The 25,382-nt window shown below is 73.7% G+C and carries 27 protein-coding genes; 7 read left to right on the top strand and 20 right to left on the bottom strand.

What is annotated here, in order from left to right; translation table 11 throughout:
• Positions 1-30 precede the first annotated feature (30 nt).
• The 4 genes from ACZ4IF_RS11400 to ACZ4IF_RS11385 all read right to left on the bottom strand — a co-directional run bounded on the left by ACZ4IF_RS11400 (position 31) and on the right by ACZ4IF_RS11385 (position 4,012).
• Positions 31-1,422 carry an NAD(P)/FAD-dependent oxidoreductase gene (locus ACZ4IF_RS11400; RefSeq protein WP_467561657.1) on the bottom strand — a complete coding sequence of 464 codons (1,392 nt, stop codon included), beginning with the start codon at positions 1,420-1,422 and terminating at the stop codon, positions 31-33.
• Positions 1,412-1,666, bottom strand: a complete 255-nt coding sequence (locus ACZ4IF_RS11395; protein WP_467561655.1) for a ferredoxin — start codon at positions 1,664-1,666, stop codon at positions 1,412-1,414. The genes ACZ4IF_RS11400 and ACZ4IF_RS11395 overlap by 11 nt, the downstream gene beginning before the upstream one ends.
• Before the next feature lie 161 nt (positions 1,667-1,827).
• Positions 1,828-2,541 carry a hypothetical protein gene (locus ACZ4IF_RS11390; RefSeq protein WP_467561653.1) on the bottom strand — a complete coding sequence of 238 codons (714 nt, stop codon included), beginning with the start codon at positions 2,539-2,541 and terminating at the stop codon, positions 1,828-1,830.
• Positions 2,542-2,686: 145 nt separating this feature from the next.
• Entirely contained in the window at positions 2,687-4,012 is a 1,326-nt protein-coding gene (locus ACZ4IF_RS11385) for an MFS transporter (RefSeq protein ID WP_467561651.1), read from the bottom strand.
• Positions 4,013-4,076: 64 nt separating this feature from the next.
• Between ACZ4IF_RS11385 and ACZ4IF_RS11380 the strand changes: the two genes are divergently transcribed.
• Positions 4,077-4,457 (top strand): MerR family transcriptional regulator, encoded by a 381-nt coding sequence (locus ACZ4IF_RS11380; RefSeq protein ID WP_359489229.1) that lies wholly within the window; start codon positions 4,077-4,079, stop codon positions 4,455-4,457.
• Between the two features lie 19 nt (positions 4,458-4,476).
• Here the strand turns inward: ACZ4IF_RS11380 and ACZ4IF_RS11375 are convergent, their stop codons facing one another.
• From ACZ4IF_RS11375 to ACZ4IF_RS11350, 6 genes are all read right to left on the bottom strand, one after another.
• Positions 4,477-5,661 carry a hypothetical protein gene (locus ACZ4IF_RS11375; protein WP_467561785.1) on the bottom strand — a complete coding sequence of 395 codons (1,185 nt, stop codon included), beginning with the start codon at positions 5,659-5,661 and terminating at the stop codon, positions 4,477-4,479.
• 125 nt (positions 5,662-5,786) lie between these two features.
• Positions 5,787-6,986 carry a bifunctional glycosyltransferase family 2/GtrA family protein gene (locus ACZ4IF_RS11370; protein WP_467561783.1) on the bottom strand — a complete coding sequence of 400 codons (1,200 nt, stop codon included), beginning with the start codon at positions 6,984-6,986 and terminating at the stop codon, positions 5,787-5,789.
• A 311-nt stretch (positions 6,987-7,297) separates the two neighbouring features.
• On the bottom strand, positions 7,298-7,834 hold the full coding sequence (locus ACZ4IF_RS11365) for a hypothetical protein (protein ID WP_467561649.1): 537 nt from the start codon (positions 7,832-7,834) through the stop codon (positions 7,298-7,300).
• Positions 7,835-7,845: 11 nt separating this feature from the next.
• Positions 7,846-8,352: a SigE family RNA polymerase sigma factor gene (locus ACZ4IF_RS11360; RefSeq protein ID WP_467561647.1), complete on the bottom strand. Its 507-nt coding sequence runs from the start codon at positions 8,350-8,352 to the stop codon at positions 7,846-7,848.
• Positions 8,353-8,654: 302 nt separating this feature from the next.
• Positions 8,655-9,110, bottom strand: coding sequence for a (2Fe-2S)-binding protein (locus ACZ4IF_RS11355; RefSeq protein ID WP_095935558.1), 456 nt, complete (start codon positions 9,108-9,110; stop codon positions 8,655-8,657).
• A gap of 10 nt (positions 9,111-9,120) precedes the next feature.
• A complete protein-coding gene (locus ACZ4IF_RS11350; protein WP_467561781.1) occupies positions 9,121-11,316 on the bottom strand; it encodes a xanthine dehydrogenase family protein molybdopterin-binding subunit in 2,196 nt (731 codons plus the stop codon).
• 246 nt (positions 11,317-11,562) lie between these two features.
• Between ACZ4IF_RS11350 and ACZ4IF_RS11345 the strand changes: the two genes are divergently transcribed.
• Positions 11,563-11,958 carry a TOBE domain-containing protein gene (locus tag ACZ4IF_RS11345; protein ID WP_467561645.1) on the top strand — a complete coding sequence of 132 codons (396 nt, stop codon included), beginning with the start codon at positions 11,563-11,565 and terminating at the stop codon, positions 11,956-11,958.
• A gap of 51 nt (positions 11,959-12,009) precedes the next feature.
• Here the strand turns inward: ACZ4IF_RS11345 and ACZ4IF_RS11340 are convergent, their stop codons facing one another.
• The gene (locus ACZ4IF_RS11340; protein ID WP_467561643.1) at positions 12,010-12,486 is read right to left on the bottom strand and encodes a molybdopterin-dependent oxidoreductase; all 477 of its coding nucleotides are present in this window, start codon (positions 12,484-12,486) and stop codon (positions 12,010-12,012) included.
• Between the two features lie 170 nt (positions 12,487-12,656).
• Between ACZ4IF_RS11340 and modA the strand changes: the two genes are divergently transcribed.
• Genes modA through ACZ4IF_RS11325 form a run of 3 tightly spaced genes read left to right on the top strand, consistent with a single transcriptional unit; the run spans position 12,657 to position 15,525 of the window.
• Positions 12,657-13,493, top strand: coding sequence for a molybdate ABC transporter substrate-binding protein (gene modA / locus ACZ4IF_RS11335; protein WP_467561641.1), 837 nt, complete (start codon positions 12,657-12,659; stop codon positions 13,491-13,493).
• On the top strand, positions 13,490-14,368 hold the full coding sequence (locus ACZ4IF_RS11330) for an ABC transporter permease (RefSeq protein ID WP_467561639.1): 879 nt from the start codon (positions 13,490-13,492) through the stop codon (positions 14,366-14,368). The genes modA and ACZ4IF_RS11330 overlap by 4 nt, the downstream gene beginning before the upstream one ends.
• 26 nt (positions 14,369-14,394) lie before the next feature.
• Positions 14,395-15,525, top strand: coding sequence for an ABC transporter ATP-binding protein (locus ACZ4IF_RS11325; RefSeq protein ID WP_467561637.1), 1,131 nt, complete (start codon positions 14,395-14,397; stop codon positions 15,523-15,525).
• A gap of 74 nt (positions 15,526-15,599) precedes the next feature.
• On the opposite strand, the gene ACZ4IF_RS11320 is transcribed toward ACZ4IF_RS11325, so the two are convergent.
• Positions 15,600-16,532: an FkbM family methyltransferase gene (locus ACZ4IF_RS11320; RefSeq protein WP_467561635.1), complete on the bottom strand. Its 933-nt coding sequence runs from the start codon at positions 16,530-16,532 to the stop codon at positions 15,600-15,602.
• A 214-nt stretch (positions 16,533-16,746) separates the two neighbouring features.
• Here ACZ4IF_RS11320 and ACZ4IF_RS11315 point away from each other — a divergent pair, with 214 nt between their 5' ends.
• Together ACZ4IF_RS11315 and ACZ4IF_RS11310 are read left to right on the top strand one after the other, a co-directional pair.
• Entirely contained in the window at positions 16,747-17,166 is a 420-nt protein-coding gene (locus ACZ4IF_RS11315) for an ATP-binding protein (RefSeq protein WP_359489209.1), read from the top strand.
• 109 nt (positions 17,167-17,275) lie between these two features.
• A complete protein-coding gene (locus tag ACZ4IF_RS11310) occupies positions 17,276-18,106 on the top strand; it encodes a hypothetical protein (protein ID WP_467561633.1) in 831 nt (276 codons plus the stop codon).
• A gap of 87 nt (positions 18,107-18,193) precedes the next feature.
• Here the strand turns inward: ACZ4IF_RS11310 and ACZ4IF_RS11305 are convergent, their stop codons facing one another.
• The 8 genes from ACZ4IF_RS11305 to ACZ4IF_RS11270 all read right to left on the bottom strand — a co-directional run bounded on the left by ACZ4IF_RS11305 (position 18,194) and on the right by ACZ4IF_RS11270 (position 25,299).
• A complete protein-coding gene (locus ACZ4IF_RS11305; protein ID WP_467561631.1) occupies positions 18,194-18,718 on the bottom strand; it encodes a hypothetical protein in 525 nt (174 codons plus the stop codon).
• A gap of 147 nt (positions 18,719-18,865) precedes the next feature.
• Positions 18,866-19,582, bottom strand: a complete 717-nt coding sequence (locus tag ACZ4IF_RS11300; RefSeq protein WP_467561629.1) for a sigma-70 family RNA polymerase sigma factor — start codon at positions 19,580-19,582, stop codon at positions 18,866-18,868.
• 189 nt (positions 19,583-19,771) lie between these two features.
• Positions 19,772-19,924: a hypothetical protein gene (locus tag ACZ4IF_RS11295; protein WP_179332499.1), complete on the bottom strand. Its 153-nt coding sequence runs from the start codon at positions 19,922-19,924 to the stop codon at positions 19,772-19,774.
• Positions 19,925-20,096: 172 nt separating this feature from the next.
• Positions 20,097-21,935 carry an alkyl/aryl-sulfatase gene (locus ACZ4IF_RS11290; RefSeq protein ID WP_467561627.1) on the bottom strand — a complete coding sequence of 613 codons (1,839 nt, stop codon included), beginning with the start codon at positions 21,933-21,935 and terminating at the stop codon, positions 20,097-20,099.
• 61 nt (positions 21,936-21,996) lie between these two features.
• On the bottom strand, positions 21,997-22,218 hold the full coding sequence (locus tag ACZ4IF_RS11285; RefSeq protein WP_095935547.1) for a hypothetical protein: 222 nt from the start codon (positions 22,216-22,218) through the stop codon (positions 21,997-21,999).
• Positions 22,219-22,289: 71 nt separating this feature from the next.
• Positions 22,290-24,008: a transglycosylase domain-containing protein gene (locus tag ACZ4IF_RS11280; RefSeq protein WP_467561624.1), complete on the bottom strand. Its 1,719-nt coding sequence runs from the start codon at positions 24,006-24,008 to the stop codon at positions 22,290-22,292.
• Complete coding sequence (locus tag ACZ4IF_RS11275; protein ID WP_467561623.1) at positions 24,005-24,751, bottom strand: hypothetical protein; 747 nt, start codon at positions 24,749-24,751, stop codon at positions 24,005-24,007. The genes ACZ4IF_RS11280 and ACZ4IF_RS11275 overlap by 4 nt, the downstream gene beginning before the upstream one ends.
• A complete protein-coding gene (locus ACZ4IF_RS11270) occupies positions 24,748-25,299 on the bottom strand; it encodes a SigE family RNA polymerase sigma factor (RefSeq protein WP_359489193.1) in 552 nt (183 codons plus the stop codon). The genes ACZ4IF_RS11275 and ACZ4IF_RS11270 overlap by 4 nt, the downstream gene beginning before the upstream one ends.
• Positions 25,300-25,382: the final 83 nt, after the last annotated feature.

The raw sequence follows: 25,382 nt of genomic DNA, 5'->3' as shown, positions 1-25,382 counted from the left end.
TGGGGACGTGGAGCGGGGGCGGGACTCCGGTCAGTGGCGGGCCGGGGTGAAGACCAGCTGCCGGTCGGCCGGCGAGTAACCGCTGAGGGTCACGGTCGGGCCGTGCGTCGGCAGGGACGGATCGGGGAACGCGGCGTCGACCGGCTGCCGGCCCTCGGGACGGCGGTCGACGGTCGCGAACTCCACGGGGAACGGCGCGCCCCGCTCGATCTGCCGCTCGTAGAACTCCAGCCACCGCGTGTTGCCGAAGCTCACGGCGGCGATGATGCGTCCCTGATAGCCGTAGACCCCGACGAACCTGCGCTCGGCCAGCGAGCCCTGCGTGATCATGATCTGCTCGCCCATCGGGGGGACACCGACCGACTTGATGTTCACCCCGAACTGCGAGGACCAGAAGGCGGGCACCCACAGGTGCGGACGCCGGTCGGCGCTGGAACTGATCATGTTGTGCGCGGCGACCTCGGCCTGGGCCACCGCGTTGCCCCAGTGCTCCAGCGAGAGGAACTGGTAGCCGAACAGCGCGTGCGGGGACCGGGCGACGTCGCCGGCGACGAAGATGTCGTCGGTGACGATGCCCCGGAAGTCGAAGGCGCGGCAGCCCGCGTCGCACGCGATGCCCCGGGGTCCCGCACCGAGCCCCGACCCGGTCAGCCACTCGGTGTTGCGCATCGAGCCGAGCGAGACGACCACGAGGTCCGTCTCGACGACGCTCTCGTCGGAGAGGTGGGCGGCCTTCACCCGGCCCACCGAGTCGCTCTCGAGTCCGGTGACCATGACGCCGGTGCGCAGGTCGACGCCGTTCTCGTGGTACAGCTCCGCGGACACCGAGCCGATCACCCCTCCGAGGGCGCCGACCAGGGGCGCGCCCGCGCGTTCGGCGACGGTGACCGCGAGGCCCATCTCCCGGCAGGCCGAGGCGACCTCCGACCCGGCGAACCCGGCGCCGATGATGAGGACACGGCGCGGGCCGGCCCTGAGCCGCCGGTACAGGGCGGCGGCGTCGTCCCGGGTGCGGAGCAGGAAGACACCGTCCAGGTCCGCCTCCGACTCCTTCGGCCAGGGCCGGGCGCGGACGCCGGTCGCGATCAGCAGCCGGTCGTACTCGACCTCGTCCCCGTCCGCGAGCCGTACCCGCTTGGCCGTCATGTCGAGACCGGTCGCGGCGACACCGAGGCGCCACTTCGCGTCGATCTCCCGGCGCCGCGGCAGGTCGGTGTGCAGGGCGGACGCCTTGCCGAGCAGGACGGCCTTCGACAACGGCGGCCGGTCGTACGGGTCGTAGGGCTCGTCGCCGATCATGGTGAGGGAACCGGTGAAGCCCTCGGCGCGCAGGGTCTCCGCGGCCCGCAGGCCCGCGAGCGAGGCGCCCACGATCACGATCCGGCCCTCGCGCCGGAACCAGTCCAGATAGTCAGTGGGCATCGGACGACTCCCGGGCGGCCTCCTCGGACCCGACGGGGGCGGCGCCCGCGCCGTGCAGCCCGTCGGCCGTGATCGCCTGGACGGGGCAGGCGGCGACGGCGCGCGCCAGCTTCTCGCGCTGTTCCTCCTCGGCCCGCGGGTTGTAGACCAGCGCCTCCTCGCCGTGCATGGCGAAGACGTCCGGCGCGAGGAACGCGCACTGCGCGTATCCCTGACATTTGTTGAGATCGACGACAAGCCTCATCGACGCTTCGACCTTTCCACGGCAGGGTCCGTTGCGCACCGCCTGTTCGGCGTTCGCCCGAGGACGGAGTCCCGGTCATCTCCCGCACGTCAGCTTGGGTGCCGGGCGGGTCCCGCGCCCGGCGGGAGTGCCGATCGGGTGAGGGCACCGGGCCGCGGGCGTCAGTGCGCGGCGGGGATCCGTGCGCCGCGGCCCGCCACCACGAAGATGTGGGCGCCGATGATCAACGACCAGGCGGGGAAGACCAGTTCGGCCCACGGGACGTTCGAGGAGACGAACAGCAGCGTCAGGGTGGTGAGGAAGCCGAGCACGGTGAGCCAGCGGGGCAGGACGCCGAGGCGGTGCCCGATCACCGACAGGGAGCAGGTGAAGACCGCCGCCATCCGCATCGCGTACCCGGTCATCAGGCTGTAGGCGAAGTGACGGCCGAAGTCCCAGGTGGGCAGCGAGGGGGTGGCGCCGGCGGGGTGTGCGGTGGACAGCACGGCCCCGGCCGCCGCGGCGGCACCGAACATGCTGGCGGTGAAGACCAGCCCGCTGCCGAGGAAGACGGTGGCGAGGAACTTGTCCTCGCCCTCGCCGACATGGGCCCGTACGGCGCCGACGAACCAGAGGAAGAAGATGCCCGCGAACGGCACGAGGGCGAGGGCCGTCCGCACGGCGGTGCGCCGCGCCGAGTCGCTGAACCCCTGGGGGGTGACCGCGTCGGCGCCCTCGGGAATCCCCAGCCGGATCAGCACGATGGCCGCGGCGAGCAGCAGCGCGAACACGATCCCGGCGAGCCCGGCCGCCCTCGGGGTCAGGAGCCCGGCCGTCCGCGAGGTCTGAGGGGTCCGCCCCGACGGCGGCCGTCGCCCCGGGCCCGTTGTCTGCATGCGCCGTTCGCCTCCTCCGCTCCGTTCCCCGGCACCAAGCAAGCCGTCTCCCGGACGGCGGCGCCACCGGGAGACGGCCGAACGGCACACGGACGGCGCCACGGGCCCGGCGTGCCGGGCGCGGCTCCGGCCCGAGCCGCGGGGTTCAGGACCCGCCCGGCCGCCGGGCGGGGAAGCCGTGCGTCCGGGCGCCGGCCACGACGAGCAACGCCGGCACGAGGAGCGCGAGGACGCTCCACGGGAAGGCCCCGGCGCCGCGCAGGTCGAGCAGCAGACCGCCCACGGCCCCGCCGGCGGCCATGAACGAGTTCCAGGTGGTGACCAGCAGGGCCTGCCCCCGGTCGCCCCCGGCGTCGGTCACCGCGGTCTGGAGGAGGGTGGCGACGCCGCCCCAGCCGAGCCCCCACAGGACCACGGCGGCGTAGACGACGGCCGTATGACCGGCGAGCAGCGCGAGCAGTGCGGCGGCGGCCAGGAACAGGGCGGCGCCCGCCACGGTGAGCGCCCGCAGCCGCCGGTCCACCCACGCTCCGGTGACCCAGATGCTCAGCAGGGAGGCGATGCCGAAGACCAGCAGCACGGTGTCACGGGAGTCCCCCATGCCGTACGCGTCGAGGAACGTGGCGATGTACGTGTAGAGGATGTTGTGGGCCAGCACATAGGTGGCGACCACGAAGAGGACGGGCACCACCCCGGGCAGGCGCAGGGCTCCCAGCACCGACGCGCGATGCTCCGGCGGCTGTCCGGGGTGGTCCGGGACCGCCGCCGCGATCCACCCGACCAGGACGACGGCGACCGCGGTGACGAGGCCGAAGGTCAGGCGCCAGCCGAACACTCCACCGAGGAACGTCCCCACGGGGATGCCCAGGGACAGGGCCAGCGGGATGCCGGCCATGGTGATCGCGATCGCCCTGCCCCGCAGCCGGGGCGGTGCCAGCCGGCGTGCGTAGCCGACCAGTTCGGCCCACACGACGGCCGCGGCCATGCCCGCGACGAACCGGAACACCATGGTGAGCGCGTAGTCGGACGAGAGGGCCGTGACCGTGTTGGCGGCGGCGAAGGCCCCCACCGCCGTCAGCAGCAGCCGCTTGCGCCGCCATGCGGCCGTGGCCTTGGACAGGGGTATCGCCGAGACGCCCGTGGCGATCGCGTAGACGGTGAGCGCCTGCCCCATCGCGGACTCACCGACCGACAGGTCCCCGGCCATCTCGGGCAGCACGCCCGCGGGCAACGCCTCGGTCAGCACACCGAGGAACGCGGCGGTGGCCAGGGCCAGCAGGGGCGAGAGGGGCAGCCGGTCGCCCTCGCCCCGGGCGGACGACGCGGACGGCGCGGGCGGGAGGGAGGAGCCGGGCCGGGCCGGGGGCCCGGATGACGCGGGGGGACCGGCAGGAGCGGCACGCTCGGCCGGAGCGGCGGGACCGGGCTGGTCATGAGGCTCAACTGGCATGTTCCGCTGGGAGATCGACATGCGGGTATGGTCAAACCCTCACACTGATGTGAGGGTCAACCCGGTCCGTCATGAGGTGAGTCACATGCGCATCGGCGAGCTGTCCGAGCGCACCGGCACCCCTCGCCGGCTGCTGCGCTACTACGAGGAGCAGGGACTGATCGTCCCCGGCCGTTGCGCCAACGGCTACCGGGACTACGCCGAGGCCTACGTGGACCGGGTCCTGCAGATCAGGGGGCTGCTCGACGCCGGGCTGCCGACCCGGATCATCAAGCAGATCCTGCCCTGCCTCGGGCGACCCCGGACGATCGAGATACCCGAGGCGACCCCGGAGACGATCGCCACACTGGAGCGCGAACTCGACCGCATGACCGCACGCATCCGCTGCCTGTCCCGCAACAGGGACGCCGTCGCCGACTACCTCGACGCCGTGCGCGCCGGCCCCGGCGGCGCGGACGGCGGCTGAGGACGCCCCCGAACACGGCCTACGGGACGCCGAGTTCGAACAGGACGTACCCCGCGTACGACCCCGACGCCACCGCGGCGATGCCGAGCAGCGTGATCTGGAGGGGCAGCGCGAGGCGGCGCAGGTGCAGGGCGAGCGGGATGAACAGCGGGAAGGCAGGCAGCAGATAGCGGGAGATGTTGCCGAATATCTGCTGGCTGCCCAGGACGAGGGCGACGGTCAGGACGGTGTGGACGACGAGGACCACCGGGGGACGCAGCCGGATCAGGAGCGGGATCAGCAGCAGGGCCGCCAGGACGACGGCGACACCGATGACGTCCTCGAAGGGGAACGCGAAGAGATAGTCGAAGTGGCCCACCGCGACCGAGCTGAACACGTCGAGGCTGTGCCGGCCGTAGTCGAAGGTGTGGGCCCAGGCACCCGTCTGGAGTTTGAAGTAGCCGCCCCAGTCGCCCATGCGGTGACCCACCCAGGCGAGATAGCCGGCGAGGCCGAGCGGGGCGACGGCGACGGCGGCGACCGGACGCGCGACACCGTCCTGGCGGCGCACGAGCGCGAGCAGCGCGGCCACGGTGAGGGCGGCGATCAGCGCGGTCGCGGTGGGACGGGTGAGCCCGGCGGCACAGGTGAGGAACCCGGCGGTGAGCCAGCGGCGGCTCATGACGGCGTGACAGGTCCAGGCGGCGAGGGCGACGTACAGGGACTCCGAGTAGCCCGACCACTCCGTGCCCGAGCCCGGCCATACGGCCCACAGTCCGGCCGCGGCGAGCCCGGCACGGGGTCCGCCGATCCGGGCGGTGACCGCGTGGATGCCGAGCGCGGCGACGAACGAGGTGACGACCGACACCAGCATCCCGGCGCCGTACAGGCCGAGGCCGGTGCACTCGGAGACGAGCCGCATCAGGGCCGGGTAGAGCGGGAAGAACGCGGCCGAGTTGCCTTCGAGGGTGATCAGTCCCCTGGCTCCGGGGACGGGGACGAGCGCCGGGTCGTACCCGTGCGCGGCGATCTGCTGGTACCACCAGCCGTCCCAGCTGGCCAGCACGTCCCAGGGGTGGGCGCCGCCGCCGAAACGGGGGTTCTTGGTCCGGTAGTCGCCCGCGGAGTGCAACAGATACATGAAGACGGAGAAGCCGACGAGCTTCAGCGTCCCGTACAGGGCCAGCACGGGGCCGTACCGGCCGGCCGCACGGCGGGCGAGCAGGTTCCACCGCTCGGTCCGCGACCGTCGTGGTGCCGGCTCGTCCGCGGGTACGGCCTCGGCGGCGCCCGCGGTCACGGGGTGCGGGCGTCCGCCGGTGACCGGCGGGGCGGTCTGCGCGGTGCGGTTCACGAGCCCTCGCCCCCCGTCCGGTCTCGGCGGGACCGGACGGGGAACACCCAGGCCCGGAAGAGCAGGAAGCGCAGGAGCGTCGCGGCCAGGTTGGCGCCGACGAGCACGACGATCTCGGCCAGGTGCGCGGCCCCGGGCGCCAGTCGGTGCAGGGCGGCCAGCGAGCCCGCGGTGAGGGCCAGGCCCACCAGGAACACCAGGAGTCCCTTGGCCTGCTGGCGGACGGCGCCGCCCCGGCCGCGCAGCCCGAAGGTGAGCCGCCGGTTGGCGGCCGTGTTCGCCAGCGCGCAGACCAGCAGTGCCAGCGCGTTGGCCGCCTGCGCCCCGGCCGCCGGGCGCAGGAGGGCGTAGAGCAGTACGTAGCCGGCGGTGCTCACCGCGCCCACGGCGGCGAAACGCGCCAACTGGCCCGCCAGCGCGCCCCGTGCTCCCCCGTCGGGGCCGCGGCGCAGTCCGGACGTGGGCAACGTGCCGCGGGCCAGTGCCCGGCCGATCCGCGCGATGCCGCGCAGGTCGGCCAGCGCCGTGGAGAGGATGTCGACCCGGCTGTCGGGGTCGTCGACCCAGTCGACGGGCACTTCGTGGATACGCAGCCCGGCCCGCTCGGCGATCACCAGCAGTTCGGTGTCGAAGAACCAGCCCGAGTCCTCCACCAGGGGCAGCAGCCGCTCGGCGACGTCGCGCCGCACGGCCTTGAACCCGCACTGCGCGTCGGAGAAGCCGACGGCGAGGGTCGAGCGCAGCAGGACGTTGTAGCAGCGGGAGATGACCTCGCGCTTGGGTCCGCGCACCACCCGCGAACCGCGGGCCAGGCGGGTGCCGATGGCGATGTCGGAGTGCCCGGAGATCAGCGGGGCCACCAGCGGCAGCAGCGCCGACAGGTCGGTGGACAGGTCCACGTCGAGATAGGCGAGAACCGGGGCGGGCGAACGCGACCACGCGGTGTGCAGCGCCCGGCCCCGGCCCTTCTCGGCCAGCCGCAGCCACTCCGCCTCGGGCAGCTCGGCGGCGAGCCGGGCCGCGATCCGCGGGGTCGCGTCGGTGCTGGCGTTGTCGGCGACGGTGATCCGGAACGGGTACGGGAACGTCTCGCGCAGATGGGCGTGCAGCCGCCGCACGCTCGGCTCCAGATCCTTCTCCTCGTTGAACACCGGGACGACGACGTCGAGGACGGGCTCCCGGTGGTGCGCGGGCACCGGCGTCCGCAGCGGCAGCCCGTCCGTGGGGCGGCGGTCCGCCGGGCAACGGTCCGCGGGACGGGCGTCCCGGTCGCGGCGGTCCGTGACAGCGCGGTCCGGATGCCGGCGGTCCCCGGAGGGGCGGCTCATGAGGGGGTCCGTCAAGGCGGTCGTCCCTGCTTTTGTCACGATCGATCCGTATCTGTCTTCTGTCGCGGAGCGTGCCGAGGGCGTCGACGGCGCAGCCGCGATCACGGAAGGGGGCCGGTCAGAGGTCGGGGCCCTGAGGCGGGCCGGAGGCCGGGGCCGGAGGGCGGAGGTGTCGGCCGCTAGCCGGGGTCGGCCGAGCCTTCGAGCGCCGACGACTCGACGGTCGAGGGCGTGGTCGTCGGACTGACCGGCGGGCTCGGCCGGTTCGTGGCCGAAGGCGGTGGTGTGACGGCCTTGGTCGTGGTCGTCGTCGGGTCCGGGGTCACCGTGGCCGAACCGCCGGTCGAGGTCGCCGACGGGGGCGGCCCGGAGGTCTCCTCATCGGGCCCCGCGGTGTTCGTCGCGGTCGAGGAGGGGGGCTCGCTCGGCGACAGGTCGGGCGTCGGCGACGGGGTCGTGTACGGGTACGACGGACTCGTCATCGGCCGGGGGACGGGGCCCTGCGGCTGGTCCCGGCCGGGGTCGCGGGGCAGCAGGAACAGGCCGATGCCGAGCCCGGCGACCGCCAGGACGGACCCCACGGCCCTGCGGGCCGCGCGTGCGCGGCGGCGGGCCCGGACACCGTCCCGCAGTCGGACCAGGTGCTGCGACTCGAAGGGGGCGTGCTCCTGGGAGTCGCGCATCATGCGCGCGAGCTCCCGCTCGAAGTGATCCATCGGACTCCCCTTCACCCCACCGGCTCGATGACATCGGCCAGGAGCCGGCGCAGCCGCGCCACACCCCGTGACGCATGGGACCGGGCCGTGCCCACCGGGCACCCGAGCGCCTCCGCGACCTGCTTCTCGGGCAGGTCCTGGTAGTAGCGCAGCACCACCGCGGCGCGCTGCCGCGGCGGCAGCTGGGCCAGCGCCGCCTCCAGCCGCGACCGCTCGACCACGGAGGCGGACACGTCAGCGTCCTGGGCCAGTTCGGGGACCTGCGCGACGGGGTTCTCGCCCCACCAGCGGCGGCGCGCCGAGCGGGCCGCCGCGCGTGCCAGGACCGTGCGGACGTATGCCTCCGGGGCCTCGTCGGCGATCTTGGGCCAGACGAACCACAGTTTGACGAGGGCCTCCTGGAGCAGGTCCTCGGCCCGGTGCCGGTCGCCTCCGACGAGCAGCCGCGCGAGATGGAACAACGCCGACCAGCGGGCTGCCACGAACCCGTCGAACCCGTCGGCCCGGGCCTGCTCCATCCGCATCGTCCCCCGCTCTCGCCAGCTCCCCCGCCAGGGATCCAGCTCCCTGCACCAGGGATAAAGACACTGACCCCCGGCCCGCGATGCACTCCTTCGCTGTGATCCGGGTCACGCGGGCGACGGAGCGGGCCGGGGCGCCGGGCCGCGGTGCACCTGAACGGGAGGGCGGACACGGCGTATTGGGGTGCGCGCGGGCCGCTGAACGGCGGCGCGCGGGCCGCGGAACAGGAGTGTGCGGGCCCGCAGCGCAGGAGTGTGCGGGCCGTGACACGGGGGTGCGCCGGCCGCGAACCCGGACGTCAGGAGGCCGGGCCGACGCTCTTGATCGCCTCGCGGATACGGCAGTACGTGCCGCAGCGGCAGACGTTCTCGATCCGGTCGATGTCGGCGTCCGTCGGGCTGGACGTCCGCTTCAGCAGGGCCACCGCGGCCATGATCTGCCCGGGCTGGCAGAAGCCGCACTGCGCGACGTCGTGGTCGATCCAGGCCTGCTGGACCGGATGGAGCGTGTCGCCGTCGGCCAGCCCCTCGATCGTGGTGACCTCGCGGCCCCGGCAGTCCGCGACCGGGACGACACAGGGCTGGATCTCGGCGCCGTCGAGGTGGCTGGTGCAGGCACGGCAGACCCCGACCCCGCAGCCGTACTTGGGCCCGGTGACGTGCAGCAGGTCGCGCAGGACCCACAGCAGCGGCATGTCGGCCGGCGCGTCGACGGTGACCGGCTTCCCGTTGAGGACGAAGGAGTAGGAGGGCATCGGCACCGTCTCAGAAGGTGAGGGGGAAGCGGCGGGGGCGGGTGCCCGTCGCACGGGCGTAGGCGTTGGCCACGGCACCCGCCGCGGCCGGGACGCCGAGTTCACCGGCGCCGCCGGGGGCGCCGGTGGAGGGCATGATGTGCGCTTCGAAGCGCAGCGGGGCGTGCCGCTGGCGGGCGTAGTGGAAGTCGGCGAAGCTGCCCTCGCGGACGGCGCCCCGGTCGATGTGCAGTCCGGCCCGCAGCACGGTGGAGATCCCGTCGACGGCGGTGCCCATGAGCTGGGCCTCGAGTCCGCGCGGATTGACGGCCGTTCCGACATCGGCGGCCATCACCACGTGGGTCACCCGCGGTTCGTCCGGGTCGGTGGCGTCGATCTCCACCAGGCAGGCCACGCAGGAGCCGTACTCCTCGTGCACGGCCACGCCCTGGGCCCTGCCCCGGGGCAGGGCGCGGCCCCAGTGACCGGCGCTCGCGACCTTGTCGAGGACGGCCCGGACCGCCTTGTTCCTGAGCGTCCTGCGCCGGAACGCGATCGCGTCCTCGCCCAGACTCGCGGCGATCTCGTCGACGACGATCTCCTCCGCGGTGCGCATCGTCCCGGAGTCCACCGACCGCCAGGCGCCCAGCGGCATCGCGAGTTCGACGGAGCCGGAGTCCCCGCCGACGCGGCCGAAGTTGTACAGGCCGCTGTCGCTGGGCAGCGGGCCGGACTCCGGCGTCCGCCCAGCGCGGGAGGCTGCGCCGGTCGCCGCGGCCGGCCCGCCCGGGGTCGCCGCGAGCGCGCCACCGGCCCTCGTCGTGCCGGCCGGCCCGCCCGGCACCGCGCCGGACCGCCCGCCCCGCACCGCGAAGCCGGACTTCTCGAACACCTCGCTCACCGACGCCGTCGCGTGGGTGAACGCGACCACCCGGCCGCCGGCGTGACTGGCCCGGATGCGGTGGTGGCTGGCCGGGCGCATCCGGCCGTGCCGGATGTCGTCGTTGCGGCTCCACATCAGCTTCACCGGCCGGCCGGCGGCCTTGGAGACGAGGGCCGCCTCCACGGCGGCGTCGTAGTTCAGACGCCGTCCGAACGAGCCGCCGCCCCGCATCACATGGACCCTGACCTTCGATGCCGGAAGCCCGACGGCGGAGGCGATCGTGTCGCGCGCGTCCGTCGGCGTCTGTGAGGAGAACCAGATCTCGGCCCGGTCCGCGCGCACGTCCGCGACCGCGGTCAGCACCTCCATCGGGGCGTGGGAGACGAAGGCGAACTCGAACTCCCCCGTCACCTGGCGGGTTCCGAGCAGGGGCGTGCCGAGCGGCGGGACGGCCGCGCGGAGCCGGGCACGGACGGCGTCGTCGGACAGGGCGGCGAGCGGGCCCGGCGCCCAGGTGACGCGCAGCGCGTCCCTGGCCCGGAACGCGTGGTGGAAGGTGTCGGCCACGACGGCGACACCGCCCGCGGCCCGGACGACCGCGTGGACGCCCGGCATCGCGCGGGCCGCCCGGCCGTCGACGGAGACGAGCTTCCCGCCGAGGGTCGGCGGCCGGGCCACCACGGTCGGCTTCGCCCCGGCCACCGTCAGGTCCCCGGCGTAGGTCGCCTTTCCGGTGACGATGTCCCGCGCGTCGACACGGGTGGTCGGCCGCCCGATCACCCGGTGCCGGGACGCCGGTTTCGGCTCGGCCGGCACGGCGGGCCGGTGGATCGCCGCGGCGGCAGCCGTCAGGGACCCGAAGGTGGCGGTGCGTCCGTCGGGGGCGACGACCATGGTGTCCCGGGTGCGCAGCAGGCGCGGCGCGAGGTGCCACCGCCGGGCGGCGGCCGTCACCAGCTTGGCGCGGGCGGTGGCGGCCAGGGCGCGGGCGGGGTCGTACAGCGACGAGACGGAGTTCGAGCCGCCGGTGTACTGGTTGCCTTCCCTGCGGGCCTCGGCGAGCGGGATGTCGACGTCGGCGAGCCGGGCGTCCAGCTCCTCGGCGATCATCATGGCGACGGCGGTGGTGATGCCCTGGCCGACCTCGACGCGCGGCAGCCGTACGACGACCCTGTTGGCCGCGGTGACCTCGAGGACGAGCATCTCCTCGTCGGTGCCGGTGACCAGCACGTCGGACGGGCCGCCCGTGCCCGCTCCGGAGGGTTCGGCGCCCTCCGCCGAGGACGCGTCGCAGCCGAGCGGCGCCGCGACGGTCAAGGTGGACGCGGCAAGCGAGTAGACCATGAACTTCCGGCGGGACAGCGGACGGGCCAACTGACGCTCCTTCTCCGGGCATCCGGTTCCGCGCGACGGACGGTCCTACGGGCGGGATGCGCACGACGGGCACGCGTACGACTGGTAGGAGGCGCGAGCCGGGCGAGAGGTTGCGTCCGGCGGCCACCGGGCCGGGCCGCCGCGCACCGTCCGCTGTCCACCGGGCCGGGCCGCCGCGCGCGTCCGACCGTGGGACCGGCGGATATCTTGGCGCGCATGCAGTCCTACACCATCGGCCAGGCAGCCCGGCTCCTCGGCGTCAGCCCCGACACCGCCCGGCGATGGGCGGACGCCGGGCGCGTGCCCACGCACCGGGACGAGGGCGGGCGGCGGCTCATCGACGGGCGCGACCTGGCCGCCTTCTCGGTCGAACTCGCGCAGACCGGCGGGGAGGACGGGGGCGCCTCCCACACCTCGGTCCGCAACGCCTTCCCCGGCATCGTCACCGCCGTCAAGCTCGGCGACGTCGCGGCGCAGGTCGAGATCCAGGCGGGCCCGCACCGGCTGGTCTCCCTGCTGACCCGGGAGGCCGTGGAGGAACTCGGCCTGGAGGTCGGCGTGGAGGCCACCGCGCGGGTCAAGTCGACCAACGTGCACATCGACCGCACGTGAGGCGCCGCCGTCCCCGCGGCGACGGGGGGACGGGGGGACGGGAGCCGAGAGCTACACCCAGGACGGGTAACGTCCGTCCACGCGGATCGCGTTGATGCCGCTGATGTGCCGTGCCCCGCAGCGGTCCTGCGGCAGCACCAGCTGGGGACCGGCCCGGTCGAGCGGGGTGTCGTCGACGCCGACCGCGAGCAGCACCGGGGCGTGCGCGAAGTCGGGGTCGATCTCGGCCCATGTGAGCAGGGCGTGATGGCCGTCCGCCCCGGTCACCGCGATGAGGAAGCGCAGCCGGTCCTTGCGGCGGGCCGGGTCGAAGCCGGGCCGGGCGTCCCGCAGGACGTCATGCAGCAGCGGGCCCGTGAAGCGGTGGTGCTGCACACCGCTGGTGGCGCACTCGAAGCTGACGCCGACCCGGTGCTGCGGCCAGGCCAGCAGGTCGGGCACCGTCGGCCGGACGGGCCGGGCGAGATCCCCGGTCAGGGAAAGCTCCGCCAGTGGGGGAGCGGGTGGCTGGGTCGCGGACCGGCTCACGGGCACCACCTCCCGAAGGACCGTACCCGGCAGGAGGACCCGTGCAAACGCACATGCATACATCCCAATGCCGATCACATCGCTCATGCGATGCGACAGGAGACTTCCGGCTGGCATCTGCGTAAGTATGATCTGCGTATGCCTGCCTGAAGCCACGAGGGAGCAGAACCGTGACGACCCGCACCGCGCGCCGGACCCACCGCACCCGCCCCCTGCAGGCCGTAGCCGTCGGTGGCGCCGCGCTGCTGGCCCTGAGCGCCTGCTCCTCCTCCGACGACTCCGGCTCGGACTCGACGAGGTCCGACTCGTCCGCGTCGTCCTCCCCGAAGCTCTCCGGCACGGTCACCGTCTTCGCCGCCGCCTCCCTCAAGGAGAGCTTCACGGCCCTGGGCAAGGAGTTCGAGAAGGACCACCCGGGCACGAAGGTGACCTTCAGCTTCGGCGGCAGCGACACACTCGCCGCGAGCATCACGGGCGGCGCCCCGGCGGACGTCTTCGCCGCCGCGAGCCCGAAGACCATGGCGATCGTGACGGACGAGCACGACGCGGTCGGCACCCCGTCCACCTTCGTGCGCAACCAGCTGGAGATCGCCACCCTGCCCGGCAACCCGGACAAGGTCGCCTCCCTGAAGGACCTCACCAAGTCGGGCCTCAAGGTGGTCCTGTGCGACAAGACGGTGCCGTGCGGCGCCGCCGCGCAGAAGGCGCTGGACGCCAGCGGCCTCGGCCTCACCCCGGTCTCGTACGAGCAGGACGTCAAGAGCGCCCTGACGAAGGTCGAGCTGAAGGAGGCCGACGCGGCCGTCGTCTACAAGACCGATGTGAAGGCGGCGGGTGACAAGGTGGAGGGCGTGGAGTTCCCCGAGTCGGCCAAGGCCGTCAACGACTACCCGATCGCCCTCCTCAAGGACGCGCCCAACGCGGCCGCGGCCAAGGCGTTCATCGAGCTCGTGCAGTCCGCCGACGGCCAGAAGGTGCTGACCGCCGCCGGATTCCTCCAGCCGTGACGCAGCTGGGCAAGGCCGATGCCGCGGCCGACGTGCTCGAAGGTGGCGCCACCCGCAGGGACGGGCCGCGGCGGCGCGCCGGGGCCGGCCCGCGGCGCGGTGCCCCGCTCCCCCTGCTGCTGCCCGCCCTCGTCGGCCTCGCCTTCCTGCTGCTCCCGCTGGTCGCCCTGCTCGTCAGGGCCCCCTGGGGCAGCCTGCCGGAGCAGCTGACCAGTCCGGAGGTCTGGCAGGCGCTCCAGCTGTCGCTGATCACCGCCACCGCGGCCACCGCGGTGAGCCTGGTCCTCGGTGTGCCGCTCGCCTGGCTGCTGGCCCGCACCGACTTCCCGGGACGCGGGTTCGTCCGGGCGCTGGTGACCCTGCCGCTCGTCCTGCCCCCCGTGGTGGGCGGTGTGGCACTGTTGCTGGCCCTCGGGCGCAACGGCGTCGTCGGGCAGTGGCTGGAGTCGGCCTTCGGCATCACGCTGCCCTTCACCACGGCCGGCGTGGTCGTCGCGGAGGCGTTCGTGGCCATGCCGTTCCTCGTCATCAGCGTGGAGGGCACGCTGCGGGCGGCCGATCCCCGTTACGAGGAGGCAGCCATGACGCTGGGCGCCTCCCGTTTCACCGCCTTCCGCCGGGTCACGCTGCCGCTGATCGCGCCCGGGATCGCGGCGGGCTCCGTACTGGCCTGGGCCCGCGCGCTCGGCGAGTTCGGCGCGACGATCACCTTCGCGGGCAACTTCCCCGGCCGTACGCAGACCATGCCGCTGGCCGTGTACCTGGCGCTGCAGAGCGATCCGGCCGCGGCGATCGCGCTGAGCCTGGTCCTGCTCGCGGTGTCCATCGCGGTCCTCGCCGGGCTCCGGGACCGCTGGATGACGGCGGCGTCATGACGGACCGGACGACGGATGATGGCGCCATGACGGACACACCGCCCGCCGCGGGCGAGGAGGGCCCCGGCCCCGGCCAGGGGTACGCCCCCGGCGCCGGCAAGGGGTACGGCTCCGGGACGGGCCTCGACGCCCGGCTCGTCGTGCACCGCGGCTCCTTCCACCTCGACGTGGCGCTCACCGCCGCCCCGGGCGACGTCGTCGCGCTCCTCGGGCCGAACGGCGCCGGCAAGACCACGGCACTGCGCGCGCTGGCCGGCCTCACCCCGCTGTCCGACGGGGGACGCCTGCGGCTCGACGGTGCCGCGCTGGACCGTACGCCGACCGAATCCCGCCCGGTGGGCGTCGTCTTCCAGGACTACCTGCTGTTCCCGCACCTGTCCGCGCTCGACAACGTGGCCTTCGGGCCCCGCTGTCAGGGCGTGCCGAAGGCGGAGGCGCGGGCGCGGGCCGCCGCCTGGCTGGACCGCATGGGCCTGGCCGACCACGCCGGCGCCAAGCCGCGCCGCCTGTCCGGCGGTCAGGCCCAGCGCGTCGCCCTGGCCCGGGCGCTGGCCACCCGCCCCCGGCTGCTCCTGCTGGACGAGCCGCTCGCCGCGCTCGACGCCCGTACGCGGCTGGAGGTGCGCGCCCAGCTCCGGCGCCACCTGGCCGACTTCGAGGCCGTCGCCGTCCTGGTCACCCACGACCCGCTGGACGCGATGGTGCTGGCCGACCGGCTCGTCGTGGTCGAGCACGGCCGGGTGGTCCAGGAGGGGACACCGTCCGACATCGCCCGCCATCCGCGCACCGACTACATCGCCCAGCTGGTCGGCCTCAATCTCTACCGCGGGCAGGCCGAGGGCCACACCGTGCGGCTCGACACGGGCCCGGAGATCACCACGACCGAGGACCTCGGCGGACCGGTGTTCGTGGCCTTCCCGCCGAGCGCCGTCACCCTGCACCGCGACCGCCCCACCGGCTCCAGCGCCCGCAATCTGTGGCAGTGCCGTGTCGGCGGGCTGGAGACGCACGGCGACCAGATCCGCGCGGACCTCACCGGCGAACTCCCGCTCGCCGCAGACCTGACGACGGTCGCCGCCGCGGAACTCGACCTCCGTCCCGGTGCGCCGGTCTGGGCGACGGTGAAGGCCGCGCAGACGCACGCGTATCCGGCGTAGCCGGGCGCACGGGGACGCGCACCGGCCCGGGAAGCCGGCCGTCCCCGCCGGCGCGGGGCCCTGGTGCCGCGGCACTAGTCGGCGGCCGGTACCGCCGCCGCGCGCACCATCACGCAGTCGAACTCCACCACGCGCCCGGTGGCCGCCTCCCTGGACACCGGGTACATGCCGGTGATCTCGAAGCCGCTGCCCTCGTACACGGCGATCGCCTCGCCCATGCGCGGACTGCCCTCGTACAGCCGCAGCGTCGCGACCTCGGACTGCATCCCCACGAACTCCCCGGCACGGTCGCCCGCGCCCGCGAACACCTCCAGGTCGTATCCCTGCGTGTCCATCTTCAGATAGGGGCGGGGGTCGCCGAGCCCCGCGAGCGCCTTGTCCATCAGGCCGTCGAGACGTCGGACCTCGATCTCCTCGGTACGGGTCTTCGCGAACCGCTTGTAGCGGTCCTTGCCGTAATCGCTGGGCGGGAGCAGGGAGTTCATCGTGTTCCAGCCGACGTGGATGGACCGGGTGGCGTCCTCGCGCCCCAGGCCGACCCGGTACACCCACCAGTCGGGGTCCTCCTCGGCGGCCTCGCTCAGCTTGGCGAAGGCCTCTGCCGTCGGTTCGAAGGAGACGATCCGGCCGGTGTAGCCGAGGCGACGCAACTGCCGGCCGTACTGGCCCGCGTTGGCGCCCACGTCGAAGACGCAGTTCACCTCGTAGCGGTCGAGGAGCGCGGTGACGTGCTGGCCGCACAGGTAGGACGCGGCCGCCAGCTGGAACCGGCGCTCGTCGGCAGCCGCCCGCGCCTCGTCGAGGACGAGGCGCGCCCCGCTGTCGCCGAGCGGCACGCTCCTCCACCCTTCGGCCCTGCCCCGCAGCACCAGATCGGCTCCCCGGCCCATCGGCACGCGGCTGCGTTCACCGCGCCGGTACAGCACCGCGGCGCCCGAACCGAGATCCAGCACCCGCACCCCTATCCGGGGGAGCAGACCTAGCAGCTTTCTCCGAAGGGTCGGCATGCGCCACACCTTTCCAGACATGGCCGACTCATACCGGTGGTTCGCCGAGGAGGCACTTGGCGGGTTTGTGACGTACGACGCCGGTTGCGGATCGCCGGGGATGGGCATCACCCGGAGGCAGGACCGGCCGCGCACCGTGTCGCGCGGGTCCCGGCCGGCGGGGATGGAGCCGCCGGGTGCTCGTCGTCCTGGGAGGGGAAGAGAGGTGTCCGTCATGCGTGCGCACCAGCGCACCGTCCGACCGACCGCCCGCGTGGAGTACGCACTGCCGCGTGCGGCCGTCTCGGCGGGCAGGGCCCGCAGGCTGACGTCGGCGTTCCTCACCGTGCCCCGGCCGCCGATGGCACCGCCGACCGCCGACCAGGTCGACGACGCCACGCTCATCGCCTCCGAGCTCGTCGCCAACGCCGTACGGCACGGCCGCACCGGCTGCCGGCTGCGTCTGCAACTGGGCTACGGGCACGTGACCGTCGAGGTCCACGACGACAGCCCCGGGCGTCCGCGCGTCGGCCGGCTCGACACCGAGTCGGAGAGCGGGCGCGGGCTCGCCATGGTCCAGCAGCTCGCCCACAGCCTGGAGGTCGTCAGCACCCGCTTCGGCGGCAAGACGGTCAGGGCCGTACTGGCGGTCTGACCGCGGCCGTGCCGGCGGCTCACCCGGACGGCCCGGTGCGCTGGTGGGAGTGCCTGGCCGGTGGTGGCGTGGAGGGGACACACACCGCGTCCTCCGGAGGCCTCCCGCCATGAACCGTCCGCCCCGTCGCACCGCCTCCGCCCGCCACCGCTCCTCCCGCGTCCTCGGCTCCGCCCTGGCCGCGGGCGTGCTGCTGGCGACCGCCGCGTGTTCGAGCGACGAGTCCGGCGGCGCGGGCGCCTCCGCCTCCCCCAGCGCCAAGGAGTCCCCCGGCGCCTCGCCCTCCGTACGCGCGCTCAGCCAGTCGGAGGCACAGGCCGCTCTGATCACCAACAGCGACCTTGGATCGCAGTGGACCACGTCGAAGGGCGCCGCGGCCTGGCGGGACACCCTGCTCAAGAGCAAGGTCGACCAGCAGTCGTTCGTCACGAACAAGGGCAACGCCGCCGACTGCCAGAAGCTGCTCGACGGCCTGTACGCCGAGAACCTGCTCGGCGCTCCGACGGGCGCCCACGCGGACACCGGCTTCGACGACAGCGACAACGACGGGCAGATGCGCTACCAGGTCGCCGCCTACGGGCAGTCGGAGGTGGACGCGAACCTGAAGTGGCTGGGCACCCTGCCGGACAAGTGCGACCAGTTCACGGCGGTCGACGCCAAGGGCGGCAAGCAGACCGTCCAGGTCATCGAGATGTCCCTGCCCGGGGTCGCCGACGCCCGCCAGGGACTCCAGATCACGATGAACGGCTCGATGGAGGGCGAACCGACCACCCTGACCCTGGACTACGCCGCCGTCCGCGTCGGCGACAGCGCGCTGTCCCTGACCAACGGCGGCCTCCAGGGCGCCGAGAGCAACTCCACGACCCAGGCCGTCCAGGCCGGCGCGTCCCGCCTGAGCGACGTCCTCGCGGGCAAGTCGCCCGCCCCCACCCAGGGCTGACACCGCCCCGCACGAAGCGTGGACCGGCCCGATCCCCCGATCGGGCCGGTCCCACGACGGCCGCTGCACGGCCGCGTCCGCGCCGGACTACCGCTGTTGCAGCGCATCCGGCGTCAGCGCCGACCGGTCGGGCGCCCGGCGGCCGTTGCCGCCGAGTCCCCACGGTCCCGCGAGTGCCAGACCGACGGCCGCCGCCCCCACCAGGGCGGCCATCACGGTCGTTGTCACGACGGGCACACCGACGGCCAGGAGCACGACGACCACGACGACGTCGAAACCGGCCAAGGCGTAGAACAGGAGCGACCGGGCGGGCCCGGAGGCGGGCCGCTCCCGCTGGACGCGTGCAGCTCCGGACGACGCCTGACGCGGTGTGGACGCCGGCTCCTCCTCCGCCTCCTCGGTGCTGCCCGAGTCCTCTCCGTAGGCGCACAGGTCCATGTCGTCGTCGGATGCGATCGCGGCACGCTCCGCGACCATGCTCATGTGGACGGCCCATTCGTCGGGCGTAGGGGCCGGTCCGGCCAGAGGATCCGCCGCACGCTGCTCGCGGAGCAGCTCCACGAGTGCCTCGTGAGCGGTGGAGCGCCCCCGCGCCTTCCTCTCCATTTCCATGTGAACCTTCATTTCAGTTGAGCCGGGCTGTCTCTCAGCCAGGCGACCGCGGCGGGTGTGGCCCCCCGCGGAACCGGCGGAAGCCGTCGGGCCTCCTCCCGTGACCACGGAGCGGGTCGGGCTCCGTGGTCTCTAGAGGGGGTCCGCCTAGCGCAGGTGATCCAGCTCGTCGGGAGGCAGGGCCTCCAGTAAGGCCCGGGCCCGGTTGAGCCGGGCCGTGACGGTGCCCCGGTCGATCCCGAGTTCCTCGGCGATCGCGACGGGTCCCATCCGGTCCCGGTAGGTCATGAGCCACACCGTGCGTTGCCCCTCGTCGGGCACGTGCCGTCCGAGGAACGCGTCGACGGCCTCCCGCACGGTGACCCCGTCGATCTCGGAGTCGGCGGCCGGCTGCGGCAGCTCCTCCGGGTCTTCGGGCCGCTCGGAGCGATTCTCGGCGCGGTGGAAGTCGAGCCGGGCGTAGGAGAAGCACTTCGCCAGGAACGGCCACGGGTCGCCGTGCTTGAGTTGGAAGGCCGGGTTCATCCGGGCCTTGTAGTACCGGACCTGAGTGCGCACCTCGATGTCCGACAGGTCGGGCTCGCGGTAGCCCTGGGAGTGGATCGCCCTGCGCAGCCGGTCGCGGTGGTCCCACAGCTCCTTGCTGATCTCCGTGCGGAGCTGAGCGGCGACCTCCACTGCTTCGTCCCGCTCGGTGGGCGACACCTGGTGCGGGAGCACCGCCTTCTCCTCCGCCGGCGGCACGGCCCCGGCACGGAAGATCGGCGGCGGCGCGCCCTGACCGGCCTCCGTAGCCGATGAGGGAGCACGCTCGGGGGGTGACGAGTCGCCCATCCCCCCGCGCGTCGTGGGTCCTGCGGTCATGGGCTGCATTCCTTTGCCTGGTGCGTAGTTGATGCCCTGCTGCAGGAAGAGTCGTGCCGTTGTGCCCGCCGAGGGGGAAGCCTCGCCGAAACGGAGTCGCCACGTGCGGGGTGTCCGACGGTGCCCCGGAGACGACGAAAGGTCTCCGGCCCGTGGAGAACCGGAGACCTTTCGTGCGGTGCTGCCGCGCTACCTGGCGCGGAGCATCTTCCACGCCAGGGCCGCGACCGCGACGCCGACGCTCAGGGCGCCCCCCAAGGCCGGGTCGGAGAACGCGAGGCAGGTGACCACCGCGAACACGAGCACCACCAGCAGCGCGGTCGTCGCCTTCTCCTTGCTCATGTGCACTCCACATCTCGTCGGACCGCAGAAGAGGGACGGCGCATCGGGCCTCACGACTGTCCCGGGCACCTCGGATCGCCCTCTCATGGCAGGAAGTCGGCCCGTCAAGGCAGTCGGGGGGAACCGCCCGCGCCCAGGGGTGTGTTCGGGCCGTGCCCGAGGGCCGGTTCTCCTACGGGGTGACGATCGGGAAGGCCCTGTCGGGGTCCGAGGTGTAGGAGAGCAGGCGGGTCAGGAGTTCGGGGTCGCCGTCCGTCTCGATGCCCGCCAGGCCCTCGCCCGCGAGGACGCCGATCAGTTCCGGGCGGGTGAGGATCAGGGTGAGGCCGGCGTGCGGTTTCGGGGTGTGGTGGACGGGCATGTCGCGGTGCGTCAGGGCGCCGTGGTGCAGGTTGACCCGGTGGCGGCGCTGCTCGTCGATGACGACGAAGTCGAGGGTCATGTGGTCGTTCCAGGCCCGCGGGCCGTCGATGCGGACGGCGAGCGAGTCGAGAAGCATGCTCACGGTCAGCGCGGACGCCATCTCGGTGCCCGAGGTGTCGACCTCGTTGGCGGCCGGGCCCTCCCGCAGCTCCAGGGCGCCGGTCAGGTAGATGTTGCGCCAGGGCCCGTTCTCGCAGCCGTGCCCGAGGCGCTCGTAGACGGTGGCGAGCTCCTCCTTGGCGGCCGTGTTCTCCGGGTCGGCGAAGACGAGATGGAGCAGCAGGGTGGCGGCGAAGCGCAGGTCGCCCGCTTCGGCGTACGTACGGGCCTTGGCCAGCGTCTGCTCCGGGCCGCCCGCCACGTCGACGTGGCGCCGGGCGAGTTCGACGGGCGGGTGCTCCCACAGGTGGGCGGGGTTGCCGTCGTACCAGCCCATGTAGCGCTGGTAGACGGCTTTGACGTTGTGGCTGACGGAGCCGTAGTAGCCGCGGGCGTGCCAGGCGGTCTCCAGGGCGGGCGGCAGGCGCAGTTCCTCGGCGATCTCGGTGCCGGTGAGGCCTTCGTTGAGGAGGCGGAGCGTCTGGTCGTGCAGGTAGGCGTACAGGTCCCGTTGCTCGCCGAGGAATCGGACGACGTTGTCCCGTCCCCAGGTCGGCCAGTGGTGGGAGGCGAAGCCGACGTCGTAGGTGTCGCCGAAGACGTCGATCGCCTCGTCGAGGTAGCGGGCCCAGACGCGGGCGTCGCGGACCGGGGCGCCGCGCAGGGTGACCAGGTTGTGCAGGGTGTGGCAGGCGTTCTCGGCCATGCACAGGGCGCGCTGCTCGGACAGCAGGAAGTTCATCTCGGCGGGCGCCTCGGTGCCGGGCGTCGGCTGGAAGACGATCCGTACGCCGTCGACGACCTCGGTCTGGCCGGTGCGGGTGATGTCCACGGTCGGCGTGACCAGGCCGACGGTACCGGTCGAGGTGGTCGTGCCGAGGCCGGTGCCGATCTGTCCCCGGGGTCCTGTCGGCAGCCGTGACCCGTACATGAAGGTGGCGCGCCGCAGCATCGCGTTGCCGGCGTGGACGTTCTCGCTGACCGCGTGCTCCAGGAAGTTCTCGGGGGCGAGCACGGGCACCCCGTCCTCGGTGCCGTGCGGGAGCACCCCGCGGGCGCCTCCGAAGTGGTCGACGTGCGAGTGGGTGTAGATCAGTCCCGTGACGGGCCGCTGCCCGCGGTGCTCCCGGTACAGCGCCAGGGCGGCCGCGGCGCACTCGGCGGAGATCAGCGGGTCGATGACGATCACGCCCCGGCTGCCCTCGACGAGGGTCATGTTCGACAGGTCGAGGCCACGGACCTGGTAGACGCCCTCGGTCACCTCGTACAGGCCCTGCCGGGCGCACAGCCGGGCCTGCCGCCACAGGCTGGGGTGCGCCGTGTCCGGGCAGTCGTCCTCCAGGAACGCGTAGGCGTCCGCGTCGTGCACGACCCCGCCGTCGGCGTCCCGCACGACGCCCGGCACGAGCGCAGCGATGAATCCCCGATCGGCGTTCTCGAAGTCGCTGAGGTCGTCGAAGGGCAGGTCGTCACGCGCCGGGGCAGTCATGCGTCCAGCGTGGGTCCCGGCCTGGTGGGCGGCTAGCGGTGTGGGCCGTTCGTGGGGCGGGTCAGAGCCGGTCCATCCGGCCGTAGGGGCTGAGTACGCGAACCCGCTGGGCACCGAAGTCGACGAGCATCGCGATGCCCTCTTCGGCGCCGACGATCGTGCCCAGGCCGTACTGGTCGTGGGAGACGCGGTCTCCGAGGCTGAACTCCTTGGCCACGGGGACGACCGGGGCGGCGAAGGGGCTGGTGGGCAGGTGGCGCCTGGGCGCGGAGGATTTCGTCATCGTGCGTCCAGTATGGCTGTGCCGCACGGGGACGGAAGGGCTGTGAAGGTCTCGATCGCGCGAACCTCAGGTCACGGCACCGGGCCGCCGCCCCGTGCCGGGGAGGTCGGCACGGGGGTGCGGGCCACCCCGGGGGTCGACTGTTTCAGCCGGTCACGCACCTCTGTGGTGACGCGTACGGCGAGGTCGCCGGCCCCGGTGGGCAACTGGGCCGTGCGGGCCGCGTGCCCGTGGCGGGCCGGGCGCCGGGCGAAGAGCGCGGCCGTGACGGCGAGGCCGTCGTCGTACGTGGTCCGCCACAGGGTGCGGGTCCCGGCGCCGCCCGTGAAGGCGGCGGGCAGAACTCCGGAGGCGACGGCCATGCGCTTGTTGACCAGCACCGCGGAGAACGGGTCCATGGCGGTGCTGGTGTGCGGGCGCGCCGCGTAGAGGGTGCGTCCGGCGCGGGTGATCCGCTCGACGGTGTAGGGCCGCGCGTAGCTGCCGTGGGCCGCCGCCGTGGCATAGGCGGCGGCCATCCGGTACGGGGTCGGTGCGGCGGCGCGCGGCAGGCCGCTGAGCGGCGCGCCCAGCCGGGTCCCGGCGAACGGCCCGAGCGCCGTACCCGCCTCCACGGCTCCCGCGACCGCGTCGTTGAAGGGCTGCCGGGCGTAGTCCGCGCCGCCGTACAGGACGCGTACGGCGCCGTCGCCGGGGACCAGCGCCACGACGGCCGTGTGGAGCCGCGTGTCCTTGCCCGGCGGCAGCCCGGCGATCTGTTCGCAGGCCGCGTCCTGGGCCGTGAGGTCGAAGGTGGTGCGGACGGTGTAGCCGCCGCGGGCCAGTTCGTCCTGGGTGATGCCGAGCCGGCCGGCGGCCTCCTTCGCGGCGACGTCGATCAGGTACTGGCGCTGGCCGTCCGTGGCGCCGGGAGGATAGAAGCGGAACGCCGGGAAGCGGGCCGCCGCGCGCTGGGCGGACGTGATCGCCCCGCTGTCCGCCATCGCGTCCAGCACCCACTCCCAGCGGTGTTCGAGTTTCGCCGTCACCGTCGCGTCGGAGCCCGCCTTCTCGTAGTACGAGGGGATGTTGACGACGGCGGCGAGCGCGGCTCCCTGACCGATGCTCAGGTCCTGCGCGTCCACGCCGAAGTAGTTGCGCGCGGCGGCCTGGACGCCGGCCGCGCCGCGGCCGAAGTACACCGTGTTGAGGTAGCCCGCCAGGATCTCGTCCTTCGAGCGGGTGCGGTCCAGCTTGACGGCGATGAGTGCCTCGCGCGCCTTGCGGGACAGTGAGCGCTCGGGGCTGAGCAGGGCGTTCTTCACGTACTGCTGCGTGATCGTGGAGCCGCCCTGGCGTCCACCGCCGCTCAGCGTCGACCACGCGGCGCGGGCGACGGCGCTCGGCGAGACCCCGCTGTCCGTACGGAAGGAACGGTTCTCCGCGGCGATCACCGCTTCCTGCACATGCCGGGGTACCTGGGAGAGCGGCACCTCCTGGCGGTCGACCGGGCCGCGCCGGCCCAGATAGCCGCCGTGGCCGTCCACGAAGACCGTGCTCTGCATCGCCGTCTCGGGATGCGGCTCGGGAATCACCGTCAGCCGGTACGCCACCACGGCCGCTCCGGCCAGGGCGGCGAGCACGACGGCCAGCGCGACCAGCACCCGGCGCAGCCGCCGGCCACGGGTGCGCCGGGCCCGGATCCGGCGCGCGCGGAGGAACCGGCCGACGCGGGTGCGCACCGACCGGGGCGCCCGCCCCGCCGCGAAGGCGTCCGGCTCCGTCCCGGCGGAGCCGCCCGGGGCGCTCACGGGGTGAAGTCCTGGGTCGCGACGACCCCGCCCGCCGAGTCGTGGACCGTGACCCGCTCGGTGACGCCGGTCATGAGGCCGTCGGGCGTGGCGGACTTCGGCACCTTCACCTGCGCGTACCAGACACCCCAGCCGGGCTTGCCCGCGAGGACGAGGGCGGTGCCGTCGACGTCGCCCGCGGACGTGGTGACCGTGACACGGGCCGGTTCTCCCGGGCCGTGGAAGATGCCGGAGAGGAAGTAGACGTCGCCCTGTCCCGACTCCTGGAGGCTGATGCCGGGGCTGCTCATGTCGAGGTTGCCGTCGCTGACGCTGCGGAACTGGGAGCCGGGCGCGCCCGGCTCCGTCCAGTGCTTGCCGTCCTCGGTGAGCCAGATCCTGGTGCCGGGCGAGACCGTCACGCGCTCGCCGGGCGCCACCACACGCACCGTCCCCGCGGACGCCGAGGGCGAGGGGCTCGCCGTGCCGGCCGTCGGGGAGGGCGGGCGCACGCTGCTGCCGGGAGCGGACGGCTCGCCGGCCGCACCCGTGCCGAACACCACCACGGCCAGCGGCACCAGCAGCACCCCGCAGGCCGCCACGAGCACGGCGACCCCGCGCCGCCGTCTGCGCCGCCGGCCCTCGCGTTCGATGGCGGCCAGGGGAACCACTGACGGGGTGACGTCGTAGGCGGCTTCGGCGAACACCTCGCGCAGCCGCTCGGCCTCGGCCGGCGGACGCGGGGAACGGAACGGGTGGTTCATGGGCGGGCTCCGGAAACGGGGTGTCGGCCGTCGAACAGGGGGTGGGCCCGCAGGGCCTCGAGGCCACGCCGGGCATGGGTCTTGACGGTGCCGACCGAACAGCCGAGGAGCTGGGCCGTCTCGGCCTCGCCGAGGTCCTCCCAGTAGCGCAGCACCATCACGGCGCGCTGCCGCGCCGACAGGGCCGCGAGGGCCTCGTCCAGGGCCGCTCGCTGGGCGACGGCCTCCGCGTGGCCGGGCTCGCTCTCGTCCACCCGCTCGGGCAGGAACGGCATCAGCAGCTGCACGACACGTCTCTTGCGCACCCGGCTGAGGTTGTTGTTGACCAGCGAGCGGCGCACGTAGAAGTCGACGTCGTCGCGCGGGATGCGCCGCCAGCGCGCGTACACCTTGGCCAGCGTGGTCTGGACGAGATCCTCGGCCTCGTGGAAGTCCCCGGTGAGCATGTGCGCGGTGCGGACCAGGCGGGGCCAGGCCGCGGTCGCGTACGCGGCGAAGTCGCCGTCGTCGGCGGAGTCCTGGGAGGCGTCGGTGGGGGTGAGCGGCACGGCCGGCGGTCCCTCGGTGTCGGGTACGTGGGGGTGGAGGCGGTGCGGGGGAGCCGAGACCTGAACAACCCGGCTCTCCCGCA

The sequence above is a fragment of the Streptomyces sp. NPDC025784 genome (genome assembly GCF_055558435.1).
This window is presented reverse-complemented; position numbering and strand designations above follow the sequence as displayed.